Source organism: Pseudomonas sp. LAMO17WK12:I1 (assembly GCF_900177315.1).
In the GTDB taxonomy this organism is placed as follows: domain Bacteria; phylum Pseudomonadota; class Gammaproteobacteria; order Pseudomonadales; family Pseudomonadaceae; genus Aquipseudomonas; species Aquipseudomonas marginalis.
On record NZ_FWZV01000003.1, the window covers coordinates 41,991 to 55,204 of the forward strand.

The 13,214-nt window shown below is 63.1% G+C and carries 10 protein-coding genes; 6 read left to right on the forward strand and 4 right to left on the reverse strand.

Going from position 1 to position 13,214, the window contains the following annotated elements:
• Positions 1–26: 26 nt before the first annotated feature.
• From pabB to B9N88_RS05350, 4 genes are all read right to left on the reverse strand, one after another.
• Complete coding sequence (pabB, locus tag B9N88_RS05335) at positions 27–1,370, reverse strand: aminodeoxychorismate synthase component I (protein ID WP_027603665.1); 1,344 nt, start codon at positions 1,368–1,370, stop codon at positions 27–29.
• A 102-nt stretch (positions 1,371–1,472) separates the two neighbouring features.
• Complete coding sequence (locus B9N88_RS05340; protein WP_027603666.1) at positions 1,473–2,459, reverse strand: alpha-L-glutamate ligase-like protein; 987 nt, start codon at positions 2,457–2,459, stop codon at positions 1,473–1,475.
• Positions 2,459–3,991, reverse strand: coding sequence for an osmotic stress tolerance membrane protein RloB (locus B9N88_RS05345; protein WP_027603667.1), 1,533 nt, complete (start codon positions 3,989–3,991; stop codon positions 2,459–2,461). The genes B9N88_RS05340 and B9N88_RS05345 overlap by 1 nt, the downstream gene beginning before the upstream one ends.
• Before the next feature lie 5 nt (positions 3,992–3,996).
• Positions 3,997–4,533, reverse strand: coding sequence for a retropepsin-like aspartic peptidase RloA (locus tag B9N88_RS05350; protein WP_027603668.1), 537 nt, complete (start codon positions 4,531–4,533; stop codon positions 3,997–3,999).
• A gap of 273 nt (positions 4,534–4,806) precedes the next feature.
• On the opposite strand from B9N88_RS05350, the gene B9N88_RS05355 reads away from it, so the two are divergent.
• The 6 genes from B9N88_RS05355 (at position 4,807) to prpD (ending at position 13,204) form a co-directional block, all read left to right on the forward strand.
• On the forward strand, positions 4,807–5,517 hold the full coding sequence (locus tag B9N88_RS05355; RefSeq protein ID WP_027603669.1) for a GntR family transcriptional regulator: 711 nt from the start codon (positions 4,807–4,809) through the stop codon (positions 5,515–5,517).
• Positions 5,514–6,407, forward strand: a complete 894-nt coding sequence (gene prpB, locus B9N88_RS05360) for a methylisocitrate lyase (RefSeq protein WP_027603670.1) — start codon at positions 5,514–5,516, stop codon at positions 6,405–6,407. Before B9N88_RS05355 ends, prpB begins: the two co-directional genes overlap by 4 nt.
• Positions 6,408–6,449: 42 nt before the next feature.
• Positions 6,450–7,577 (forward strand): bifunctional 2-methylcitrate synthase/citrate synthase, encoded by a 1,128-nt coding sequence (gene prpC, locus B9N88_RS05365; protein ID WP_027603671.1) that lies wholly within the window; start codon positions 6,450–6,452, stop codon positions 7,575–7,577.
• A 215-nt stretch (positions 7,578–7,792) separates the two neighbouring features.
• Entirely contained in the window at positions 7,793–10,387 is a 2,595-nt protein-coding gene (acnD, locus tag B9N88_RS05370) for a Fe/S-dependent 2-methylisocitrate dehydratase AcnD (protein WP_027603672.1), read from the forward strand.
• Positions 10,388–10,398: 11 nt separating this feature from the next.
• Positions 10,399–11,589 carry a 2-methylaconitate cis-trans isomerase PrpF gene (gene prpF, locus B9N88_RS05375; protein ID WP_027603673.1) on the forward strand — a complete coding sequence of 397 codons (1,191 nt, stop codon included), beginning with the start codon at positions 10,399–10,401 and terminating at the stop codon, positions 11,587–11,589.
• A 130-nt stretch (positions 11,590–11,719) separates the two neighbouring features.
• On the forward strand, positions 11,720–13,204 hold the full coding sequence (prpD, locus tag B9N88_RS05380) for a 2-methylcitrate dehydratase (RefSeq protein ID WP_027603674.1): 1,485 nt from the start codon (positions 11,720–11,722) through the stop codon (positions 13,202–13,204).
• The last annotated feature ends 10 nt before the right edge of the window (positions 13,205–13,214 follow it).

A 13,214-nucleotide genomic window follows, 5' to 3' on the forward strand; every position in this document is an offset into this window, starting at 1 on the left:
TCTGAGAGCCAGGAAGGCACTGTGCGCTACAGGCTTTCCAGCGTTTGTAACAACACCCGCACCTTCGTCAGCGATTCCTGGTACTCCGCCTCCCACTGCGAATCCGCGACAATCCCGCCGCCGCCCCAGCAGTACACATGGCCATCCTTGACCAGCAAACTGCGGATGGCGATGGAGCTGTCCATCTCGCCGCGCACATCCAGGTACACCAGCGAACCGCAGTACAGCCCACGGCGTGTGGGCTCCAGTTCGTCGATGATCTGCATCGCGCGAATCTTCGGCGCGCCGGTGATCGAGCCGCCGGGGAAGCTGCCGGCGATCAGGTCGAGGGCATCTTTGTCGTCGGCCAACGTGCCGGTCACGCTGCTGACCAGGTGGTGCACATTGGGGTAGCTTTCCAGACTGAACAATTCCGGCACATTGACCGAGCCGGTGCGGCACGTGCGGCCGAGGTCGTTGCGCAGCAGGTCGACGATCATCAGGTTCTCGGCGCGGTCCTTGGGGCTGGCCAGCAGTTCGTCGGCATTCGCCGCGTCTTCTTCCGGCGTAAGGCCGCGGGGGCGGGTGCCTTTGATCGGGCGGGTCTCGACGTGGCGCTCGCTGATGCGCACGAAACGCTCCGGCGACAGGCTCAGCACTGCGCCGTCGTCCGGCAGGCGCTGGAACCCGGAAAACGGCGTCGGGCAGGCTTCGCGCAACGCGCAGTAGGCGGCCCAGGGATCACCCAGGCACGGCGCGCGGAAACGCTGGGCGAAGTTGACCTGGTAGCAGTCGCCCGCCTGGATGTAATCCTGGATCCGCACGATGGCCAGGCGGTAGGCCTCGGCACTGAGGTCGGGGGCCATCGGGCCCTGGAGTTTGAACGTCGCAGAGGTGTCGACCGCCCCATGGCTGAACAACGCGATCAGCCGTTGCCGTTCGCTGTCTGCCAGCGAGGGGTGAAACACCAGTTGGCTGCTCCGGGCCTGGTGGTCACTGATCAGTGCCCAGGCGTACAGCCCGAAGCGCGCGTCCGGCAGGTGCAGGTCATCCACCGCCAGGTGCGGCATGGGCTCCAGGTGCCGACCGAAGTCGTAGCTCAGGTAGCCGATCAAGCCACCGGCGAACGGCAACTGCAAACCGGCAGGAATTGTGGCTTCACCCAGTCGCGTCAGGTTTTCCCGCAAGCGTTGCAGGAAAGCGGCGCCGCTTTCGTCAGGCGCTACCGTCAAGGTTGCGTCGGGCCAGGCGCTGAGCAGATCGTAACGCCCACGCTCGGCCGCCGGGCGGCCGCTGTCGAGCAGGACCGCGCCGGGAGCGTGGCGAATCGCCGCAAAATACTCGGCGGGGTTGGCCCGGTAGGGCAATGGGTGTACGGAGCAGGTCGACATGCGGGGTTGGATCAGCCAATGGCGCGGGGGGAGAGGGATTGTAGTCCCCCGTAGGATTTGCTCCTAGGGGGGATGTCGGGGATAGACAGTTCGAAGACCGGATCAGCCTTCCACGGGGGGAATATGCCCGAACATCTCCTGCACGAACTTCACCCGCTCTTCCGGAGTTTCCGTCACGCCGGCGGCTTTCAGTTCTTCCAGTCGCGCCTCCACCGCATGGGTGCGCAAGGTCAGGCCGCAGTCGTTGGCGATCTGGATATTCAGCCCCGGCCGCGCATTCAGCTCCAGGATCAGCGGGCCCTTTTCCTGGTCGAGCACCATGTCCACGCCGATATACCCCAGCCCGCACAGCTCGTAGCAGCCGGCCGCGAGCTTCATGAACCCGTCCCAGTTGGGCAGTTGCACGCCATCCACCGCGTTGGTGGTGTCGGGGTGCTTGGTGATGATGTTGTTCAGCCAGGTACCGCGCAGGGTCAGGCCGGTGGCGAGGTCGACGCCCACGCCGATCGCGCCCTGGTGCAGGTTGGCCTTGCCGCCCGACTGGCGGGTCGGCAAGCGCAGCATCGCCATCACCGGGTAGCCCATCAGCACGATGATGCGGATATCCGGTACGCCTTCGTAGCTGATGCTCTTGAAGATCTGGTCAGGCACTACGCGGTACTCGATCAGCGCACGGTCGCGGTGGCCCCCCAGGGAGTACAGGCCGGTGAGGATGCTGGAAATCTGGTGCTCGATCTCTTCATGGCTGATGATCTTGCCCGACACCGTGCGATAGCGCCCCTCGAAACGGTCCGCCACCACCAGGATGCCGTCGCCGCCGGCGCCCTGGGCCGGCTTGATCACGAAGTCGCTGCGCCCACCGATGATCTCGTCGAGCTTGTCGATTTCCTTCTCGGTGGAGATCACCCCGTACATTTCCGGCACATGGATGCCGGCGGCGATGGCCCGCTCCTTGGTGATGATCTTGTCATCCACGATCGGATACAGGCTGCGCTTGTTGTACTTGAGCACGTAGTCGGCATTGCGCCGGTTGATGCCCATGATCCCCCGCGCTTCCAGGGCCTTCCAGGTCTTCCAGAAGCCGAACATTACGAGTCAGCCTTGAGGAAGGCCTTGAATCGCACCAGCTCGGTCAGGCGGTAGCCACGATAGCGGCCCATTGCCAGCATGAAGCCCACCAGGATCAGCAGGATCGCCGGGAAGGTGAATACGAAGTAGATCAGCTCCGGCACGCTCATGATGATGTGCGCCAGGGACGCGGCGAACAGCGTACCAATCGCGACTTTCATGGCATGGCTGGCGCCGCGCTCTTCCCAGGTGATCGACAGGCGTTCGATGGTCATGGTCAGGATCACCATCGGGAACAGCGCCACCGACAGCCCGCGCTCCAGCCCCAGCTTGTGGCTGAACAGGCTGATGGCGGCGATCAGCACCACCACGAAGGTCAGCACCACCGACAACCTGGGCAGCATCTGCAGCTTCAGGTGTTCCAGGTACGACCTGAGGGACAGGCCGAGCGCGGTGATAATCGTGAACAGCACAATCCCGAAGCCCAGCTGCGTCTCGCGGAACGCCAGGGCAATCAGTACCGGGGTAAAGGTGCCGAGGGTCTGCAGGCCGATCAGGTTGCGCAGGATCAGGATCACCAGCACCCCAATCGGGATCATCACCATGATCATGAAGGTCTGCTGGGTTTGCAGCGGCAGGCCGTACAGCGAGTATTCGAGGAAGTTGGCGTCGGTGTTCTCGTCGGTCAGCTTGGCCAGGCGAATGGCGTTCATTTCGCTGTTATTGAGGCTGAAGGTGACCATGGCTTTCTTGCCGCCATCGACGGTGATCAGGTTTTCATCGCCGGTCCACCACAGCAGGCGGTCGGCGGGCAGGCCCTGTTCGCCGGTTTCCGGGTTGAAGTACAGCCAGTCGTTGCCATTGAAGCTGCGCAGCCACAGTTCCGGGGTTTGCGGCTGGTCGGCCACCAGGCGGATGGTGTGGACCTTTTCCACCGGCACGTGGGCGATGGACAGCAGCAGCTCGACGATCTTGGCCTTGTGCGGCGTCGACGGGTCGCCGGCCAGCAACAGCTTCACGTTGTCGTCGTTGAGGTTGTTGGTGCGCTTGATGGCCTCGGTGATAAAGGTCTCGACGTCGGCCGAATGCTGGCGGATCGGCGCCAGCAGGGCTTCGGCGGCGATTTTTTCCGGGCCTTCCACGGCAATGCTGTCGCGGAAGGTCGGGCCCTTGATCTTGGTTTTTTCGCCGCTGTAGCGCTTGGTCAGCACCAGGCGGTAATACAGGGTCTGGTTGCCCTTGGCGCGGCGTGCCGACCAGGTGACCTTGCGGTTGCCGTCGATGCGGTTGACGCTCACCCCGTAGTTATTCGAGATAAAGCTCTCATTAAGACTGACGAAGTCGCGGCTCAAGGGCGGCACGAACATCTGGATCTTCACCGGGTCCTTGGGGTTGGCGACGAACTCGACCTTGGCGTCGATGTTCCACAGGTCGTCGGTGGCGTCCTCGGTGACGGGAATGCCCAGCACGAAGATCTGGTAGGCGGTGACCGAAATACCCAACACCACCAGGATGGCGATCAGGATTCTCAGGTGCAGGGTTAGAGCGCGCATTCGGTTTACTCGGCGGTATGAGCGTCGGCGGCGCAGGCAGGTTTGCCTGCTGCGTATTTAAGACTGGGGTCGACCAGCGCATCAAAGCGTTTGAGCGCTTCGGAGCCGATCAGCAGCGGGTATTGGAAAGCGCTGCGGTCAGTCAAGTTCACTTCGATGCTGCGTAAAGCGGTGCCCATGCAGATATCCAGGGCAATCACAGGACGGGCGGTGTAGTTCTTGTCCTCATCGGGGTCGTAGTCGCCGGCGCGACGCTTGATCTTGCTGACGCGGGCCAGGGGGCGTTCGATGGGATGGGAATGGGCGGTGTCGATGGCCAGGTAGAAGCGCACCCAGGATTCGCCGTTGCGCTTGAAACGCTTGATGTCACGGGCGCTGAGGGAGGCGGTCTTGGCGCCGGTGTCGAGCTTGGCGGCTACTTCCAGGTCGATGCCGGCCAATTGCGCGTATTCATTGAGGCCATACACGGTCTTCTCGGCGGCAGCGCCAAGGCTCGGTATGGACAATAGGCAAAACAACAGGGGGAAGGGCTTGAGTCTCATAGATCCTGAGGCGGTGCAGTGCGATGTTCAATTCAAGGCGACTGGCATTGCTGCGCAAGCTCCCTTCGTGCGCCGTTTCATCAAGTGATGTCAGGCAAATGCGGCGGGCATTCTAACATGATGCTTTTCTGGCGCCAGCGCTGGCAGCCGGCCATGCCCTGAGGGGATACAGCCGGGATTATTAGACGATTGTCGACAATATCGATTTATTCTTTGACTGGTCGCGGTTTATTGGCTAGTTTTTGCCGCACTGCTTTCAAAGGTGTCAACAATATGCTGGGTCAATCAGAAGCTCCGATAATGGCGTCGGACGAATCCCAAACGATGTCCGAGAACGTCTTCCGACGCATCCAGGCCGCCATCGTCAAGGGTGAGATCGCGCCCGGCAGCAAGATTTCCGAGCCGGAACTGGCCCGCACCTACGGCATCAGCCGTGGCCCGCTGCGCGAGGCGATCCACCGCCTGGAAGGCCAGCGCCTGCTGGTGCGCGTGCCCCATGTGGGCGCCCGGGTCGTGTCCTTGAGCCACGCCGAGCTGGTTGAACTGTATGAAATCCGCGAGTCCCTGGAAGGCATGGCCTGTCGCCTGGCCGCCGAGCGCATGACCGACGCGGAGATCGAAGAGCTGCGTCAGGTGCTGCACACCCACGAGCGCGACGCCGCGTTCCAGGCGGGTGTCGGCTATTACCAGCAGGAAGGCGACTTCGATTTTCATTACCGGATCATTCAAGGTGCGGGCAACCGCACCCTCACCCAGATGCTCTGCGGCGAGCTGTACCAGTTGGTGCGCATGTACCGCATCCAGTTCTCCGCCACCCCCAATCGTCCACGCCAGGCCTTTGCCGAGCATCACCGCATTCTTGATGCGATTGCCGATCGCGACGGTGAACTGGCCGAGTTGTTGATGCGCCGGCATATCGGTGCTTCCAAACGCAATATTGCCCGTCATTTCCCAGGCGGCGCCCCTGATAGAGGTGAGTCATGAGTTCGAACAATAAAAGCACACCCGGCCAGCGTTTCCGTGACGCGGTCGCCAGCGAGCATCCCTTGCAGGTGGTCGGTGCGATCAACGCCAACCATGCGCTGCTGGCCAAGCGCGCCGGCTTCAAGGCGATCTACCTGTCGGGCGGCGGCGTGGCGGCCGGTTCCCTCGGCGTGCCGGACCTGGGCATCACCGGCCTGGATGACGTACTCACCGACGTGCGCCGTATCACCGACGTCTGCGACCTGCCGCTGCTGGTGGACGTGGACACCGGCTTCGGCTCCTCGGCGTTCAACGTCGCGCGCACGGTCAAATCGATGATCAAGTTCGGCGCGGCCGCGATTCATATCGAGGACCAGGTCGGCGCCAAGCGCTGCGGCCATCGTCCGAACAAAGAGATCGTGTCCCAGCAGGAAATGGTCGACCGCATCAAGGCCGCCGTGGACGCGCGCACCGATGACAGCTTCGTGATCATGGCGCGCACCGATGCCCTGGCCGTGGAAGGCCTGGAGTCCGCCCTGGAGCGTGCCGCCGCCTGCATCGAAGCCGGCGCCGACATGGTGTTCCCGGAAGCCATTACCGAGCTTGAGATGTACAAACTGTTCGCCGCCCGTGTGAAGGCGCCGATCCTGGCCAACATCACCGAGTTCGGCGCCACGCCGCTGTACACCACTGAACAGTTGAAATCTGCCGATGTTTCCATCGTGCTGTACCCGCTGTCCGCCTTCCGTGCCATGAACAAGGCTGCCGAGAACGTCTACACCGCGATCCGTCGCGACGGCACTCAACAGAACGTGATCGACACCATGCAAACCCGCATGGAGCTTTACGATCGCATCGACTACCACACCTTCGAGCAGAAGCTTGACGCGCTGTTCGCCGCGAAAAAGTGACGAACACGCCTCCCTGAATAACGACAAGATTGGAGAAAAACCATGGCTGAAGCAAAAGTACTGAGTGGCGCCGGCCTGCGTGGCCAGGTCGCCGGGCAGACCGCACTGTCCACCGTGGGCCAGGCCGGAGCCGGCTTGACTTATCGTGGCTACGACGTGCGCGAACTGGCTGCCGATGCACAGTTTGAAGAGGTCGCTTATCTGCTGCTGTACGGCGAACTGCCGACCCAGGCCGAACTGGCCGCCTACAGCGCCAGGCTGAGCACGCTGCGTGACCTGCCGCAAGCGCTGAAAGAAGTGCTCGAACGCATCCCCGCCGACGCCCACCCGATGGACGTGATGCGCACCGGTTGCTCCTTCCTTGGCAATATCGAGCCGGAAAAAGACTTCAGCGTGCAACGCGACGTGACCGACCGCCTGCTCGCCGCGTTCCCGGCGATCATGTGCTACTGGTACCGCTTCAGCCACGACGGCAAGCGCATCGACTGCGTGACCGACGAGCCGAGCATCGGCGGCCACTTCCTGCACCTGCTGCATGGCAAGAAGCCGAGCGAACTGCATGAAAAAGTCATGAACGTGTCGTTGATCCTCTACGCCGAGCACGAGTTCAACGCCTCGACGTTTACCGCGCGGGTGTGTGCCTCGACATTGTCCGACCTGTATTCCTGCGTCACCGCCGCCATCGGCTCCCTGCGCGGCCCGCTGCACGGCGGTGCCAACGAAGCGGCGATGGAAATGATCGAGCGTTTCGGTTCGGCAGACGAAGCGGTCGAAGGCACCCTCGGCATGCTGGCGCGCAAGGACAAGATCATGGGCTTCGGCCACGCGATCTACAAAGACAACGACCCGCGCAATGAAGTGATCAAGGGCTGGTCGAAAAAACTCGCTGACGAAGTGGGCGACACCGTGCTGTTCCCGGTCTCCGAAGCCATCGACAAGACCATGTGGGAGCAGAAGAAACTGTTCCCCAACGCCGATTTCTACCATGCCTCGGCGTACCACTTCATGGGCATCCCGACCAAGCTGTTCACGCCGATCTTCGTCTGCTCGCGGCTTACAGGATGGGCGGCCCACGTATTTGAGCAGCGCGCCAACAACCGCATCATCCGTCCAAGCGCCGAGTACACCGGCGTCGAACAGCGCAAGTTCGTGCCAATCGAACGTCGCTGAATGGGAACACCGACGATCCCGAAGTGGAAACCGGACCCAGTGTGGGAGGGGGCTTGCCCCCGATGGCGGTTTATCAGTTGCCATAGGTGTTGAATGACACACCGCTATCGGGGGCAAGTCGAATCGTCGCACCGCCCCTCCCACATTTGAATCGAATTTCAATTCCGGATCGGCCCAGGTCTTCCTTTTGCAATCACCGTGACCGAGTCCTGACGATGAACACTGAATTTCGCAAACCACTCCCCGGCAGCCGCCTGGATTACTTCGACGCCCGCGCGGCGGTCGATGCAATCAGCCCCGGCGCCTATGCCACGTTGCCCTACACCTCTCGTGTGCTCGCCGAGAACCTGGTGCGCCGCTGCGACCCGGCCACCCTCAACGCATCCCTGAGCCAGTTGATCGAACGCAAACGCGACCTCGACTTCCCCTGGTTCCCGGCCCGCGTCGTGTGCCACGACATTCTCGGCCAGACCGCCCTGGTCGACCTCGCCGGCCTGCGTGATGCCATCGCCCTGCAAGGCGGCGACCCGGCCCAGGTCAACCCGGTGGTCCCCACCCAGTTGATCGTCGATCACTCCCTGGCTGTCGAAGCCGGTGGTTTCGACCCGGACGCGTTCGAGAAAAACCGCGCCATCGAAGACCGTCGCAACGAAGACCGCTTCCACTTTATCGAGTGGACCAAAAAGGCCTTCAAGAACGTCGACGTGATCCCGCCGGGCAACGGCATCATGCACCAGATCAACCTGGAGAAAATGTCCCCGGTGGTCCAGGTGCGTGAGGGTGTGGCCTTCCCGGATACCTGCGTCGGCACCGACAGCCATACCCCCCACGTCGATGCGTTGGGCGTGATCGCCATTGGCGTCGGCGGCCTTGAAGCCGAAAGCGTCATGCTCGGCCGCGCGTCGTGGATGCGCCTGCCGGAAAGCGTCGGTGTCGAATTGACCGGCCAGTTGCTGCCGGGCATCACCGCCACCGATATGGTGCTGGCCCTGACCGAGTTCCTGCGCCAACAGAAAGTGGTCGGCGCCTGGCTGGAATTCTTCGGTGAAGGCGCGTCCAAACTGACCCTCGGCGACCGCGCGACCATCTCCAACATGGCCCCGGAATACGGCGCCACGGCGGCCATGTTTTATATCGACCAGCAGACCATCGCCTACCTGAAACTCACCGGCCGCGAAGACGAGCAAGTCGCCCTGGTCGAGCAATACGCCCGCCACACCGGCCTGTGGGCAGACGATCTCAAAGGCGCGCAATACGAGCGTGGCCTCACCTTCGACCTGTCCAGTGTGGTGCGCAACATGGCAGGCCCGAGCAACCCGCACGCCCGAGTCGCCACCCGCGACCTGGCCGCCAAGGGCATCTCCGGCCAGTGGGATGAAGTGCCGGGGCAAATGCCCGACGGCGCGGTGATCATTGCCGCCATCACCAGTTGCACCAACACCAGTAACCCGCGCAACGTGATCGCCGCCGGGCTGCTGGCGCGCAACGCCAACAGGCTTGGGCTGACGCGCAAACCTTGGGTCAAGTCGTCCCTGGCACCGGGTTCGAAAACCGTGGCCATGTACCTGGAAGAAGCCGGCCTGGGCCATGAGCTGGAAAAGCTCGGCTTTGGCGTGGTGGCGTTTGCCTGCACCACCTGCAACGGCATGTCCGGCGCGCTCGACCCGGTGATCCAGCAAGAGATCATCGACCGCGACCTGTACGCCACCGCCGTGCTCTCGGGTAACCGTAACTTCGACGGGCGTATCCACCCGTACGCCAAGCAGGCGTTCCTGGCTTCGCCGCCGCTGGTGGTGGCCTATGCGATTGCCGGCACCATCCGTTTCGACATCGAGAAGGACGTGCTCGGCCTCGACGCCGACGGCAAGGAAATCCGCCTGCAGGACATCTGGCCGAGCGACGAAGAGATCGACGCGGTGGTCAAGGCCTCGGTCAAGCCGGAGCAGTTCCGCGCGGTGTATATCCCGATGTTCGCGATCCACGAAGACACCGGCCCGAAAGTCGCGCCGTTGTACGAATGGCGCCCGCAGAGCACCTATATCCGCCGCCCACCGTACTGGGAAGGCGCGCTGGCCGGTGCGCGGCCGCTCAAGGGCATGCGCCCGCTGGCGGTGCTGCCGGACAACATCACTACCGATCACCTGTCGCCGTCCAACGCGATCATGCTCGACAGTGCCGCCGGCGAATACCTGGCGAAAATGGGCCTGCCGGAAGTCGACTTCAACTCCTACGCCACTCACCGTGGCGACCACCTGACCGCACAACGCGCGACGTTCGCCAACCCGAAACTGTTCAACGAAATGGTGCGGGAGAACGGCAAGGTCAAGCAGGGCTCCCTGGCGCGGATCGAACCGGAAGGCCAGGTCACGCGCATGTGGGAAGCCATCGAGACCTACATGGAGCGCAAGCAGCCGCTGATCATCATTGCCGGCGCCGACTACGGCCAGGGCTCGTCCCGCGACTGGGCGGCCAAGGGCGTGCGCCTGGCGGGTGTGGAAGCGATTGCCGCCGAAGGTTTCGAGCGCATCCACCGCACCAACCTGGTGGGCATGGGCGTGTTGCCCCTGGAGTTCCTGCCGGGCACCGACCGTCACACCTTGCAGATTGATGGCAGCGAAACCTACGACGTGATCGGCCAACGCACCCCGCGTGCGCAGCTGACGCTGGTGATCAATCGCAAGGATGGCGAACGTGTCGAGGTGCCGGTGACGTGCCGCCTGGACACCGCCGAAGAAGTGTCGATCTACGAGGCGGGCGGCGTGTTGCAACGTTTTGCCCAGGATTTCCTGGAATCGGCGACCACCGCCTGAAGAGGATGACCATGGCACACGCAGCGCAAATCAAGATCCCCGCCACCTATATGCGTGGCGGCACCAGCAAGGGCGTATTTTTCCGCCTCCAGGACCTGCCCGAGTCGGCGCAGGTGCCGGGAGCGGCGCGGGATGCCTTGCTGCTACGGGTGATCGGCAGCCCCGATCCCTACGACAAGCAAATCGACGGCATGGGCGGCGCCACATCGAGCACCAGCAAAACCGTGATCCTCGCCAAAAGCACCCGCGCCGATCATGACGTGGACTATCTGTTTGGCCAGGTCTCCATCGACAAGCCCTTTGTCGACTGGAGTGGCAACTGCGGCAACCTGTCGGCGGCGGTGGGTTCGTTCGCCATCAGCGCCGGGCTGGTCGATGCGGCCCGCGTGCCCCATAACGGCGTGGCCGTGGTGCGGGTCTGGCAGGCCAATATCGGCAAGACCATCATCGCCCACGTGCCGATCACCGACGGGGCGGTGCAGGAAACCGGCGACTTCGAGCTGGACGGCGTGACCTTCCCGGCGGCCGAAGTGCAGCTGGAATTCATGGACCCGGCGGCGGAAGAAGAGGGCGGCGGCGGTTCGATGTTCCCCACTGGCAACCTGGTTGACGACCTGGAAGTGCCGGGTGTCGGAACCTTCAAGGCCACGCTGATCAACGCCGGCATCCCGACGATTTTCATCAACGCCGAAGACCTCGGTTACACCGGCACCGAGCTGCAAGGCGCGATCAACGGCGACCCCAAGGCCTTGGCGATGTTCGAGACCGTACGGGCCTATGGCGCGTTGCGCATGGGGCTGATCAAGCACCTCGACGAAGCGGCCCAGCGCCAGCACACGCCGAAGGTGGCGTTCGTGGCCAAGCCTGCCGACTACGTGGCGTCCAGTGGCAAGGCGATCAAGGCCGGCGATGTGGATTTGCTGGTGCGCGCCCTGTCCATGGGCAAGCTGCACCACGCGATGATGGGCACGGCGGCGGTGGCGATCGGCACGGCGGCGGCGATTTCGGGGACCTTGGTCAACCTCGCTGCGGGCGGTATTGAACGCAATGCCGTGCGCTTCGGGCATCCCTCCGGCACCTTGCGCGTGGGGGCTGAAGCCACCCAGGTGGACGGTGAGTGGGTGGTGAAGAAAGCCATCATGAGCCGCAGTGCGCGGGTGTTGATGGAAGGTTTCGTCCGCGTACCCGGCGACTCTTTCTAAAGTCCAACACCAATCCCCTGTGGGAGGGGCAAGCCCCCCTCCCACAGTCATAAGCAGGCATTCAGACCTGCGAAACGATCAACCCTGACCCTGAGGATGCAACAACCCTAACTCACTTTGGAGATCTGCCATGAGCACCAACGTCGACCAGAACAACCGCCCCGACTACGACCAGGTTTTGCAGGACATCGCCGACTATGTCCTCAACTACCGGATCGAGTCCCAGGCCGCCTTGGACACCGCCCGCAACTGCCTGATGGACACCCTCGGTTGCGGCCTGCTGGCCCTGCGTTTTCCCGAGTGCACCAAGCACCTGGGGCCGATGGTTGAAGGCACGGTGGTGCCGTTTGGCGCGCGGGTGCCGGGCACCTCGTTTCGCCTGGACCCGGTCAAGGCGGCCTGGGACATTGGCTGCATCGTGCGCTGGCTCGACTACAACGACACCTGGCTCGCCGCGGAGTGGGGGCATCCCTCGGATAACCTCGGCGGCATCCTTGCCGTGGCGGATCACCTGTCGCAACAGCGCGTGGCCAATGGCGACGCGCCGCTGACCGTGCGCGCGGTGCTGGATGCGATGATCATGGCCCACGAAATCCAGGGTGTGATTGCCCTGGAAAACTCGTTCAACCGCGTTGGCCTCGACCATGTGCTGTTGGTGAAAGTCGCCTCCACGGCGGTTACCGCCAAGCTGATGGGCGCCAACCGCGAACAGTTGCTGTCGGCGCTGTCTCACGCCTTCGTCGATGGCCAGGCCCTGCGCACTTATCGCCATGCGCCGAATGCCGGCTCGCGCAAATCCTGGGCGGCGGGGGATGCGTCGAGTCGCGGCGTGCGCCTGGCGGATATAGCCCTGCGCGGCGAAATGGGCATCCCTGGTGTGCTGAGCGCGCCGCAATGGGGCTTCTACGACGTGCTGTTCAGCCACACCAACAACGACCTGGCGCTCAAGCCCGAGGACAAGCGTGCGTTCAGCCTGTCCCAGCCGTATGGCACCTACGTGATGGAAAACGTGTTGTTCAAGATCAGCTTCCCCGCCGAGTTCCACGCGCAGACCGCCTGTGAAGCCGCGGTGACCTTGCATCCGTTGGTCAAGGATCGCCTGCACGACATCGAGCGCATCGTGATCACCACCCATGAGTCGGCGATTCGCATCATCTCCAAGGCCGGGCCACTGTCCAATGCGGCCGACCGTGACCATTGCCTGCAATACATGACCGCCGTGCCCCTGGCATTCGGCAACCTGGTGGCCGAGCACTACGAGGATGCATTCCACGCCGCTCACCCGATCATTGATCAGTTGCGCGACAAGATGGTCATCGTCGAAGACCCACGCTACAGCCGTGAATACCTGGAAGCCGACAAGCGTTCCATCGCCAATGCCGTGCAGGTGTTCTTCAAGGATGGCTCCAGCACCGAGCCAGTGGCGGTGGAATACCCGATCGGCCATCGCCGTCGTCGAGTGGAGGGCATTGCGTTGCTGGAAGACAAGTTCAAAGCCAACCTGGCCACGCGCTTTACCGCCCAGCGCAGTGCCGAGATCTTTGCGTTGTGCACGGACCAGGCGAAGCTCGAGGCCACGCCGGTCAATCGTTTCGTGGACCTGTTCGTCATCTAGCAGGCGCCGC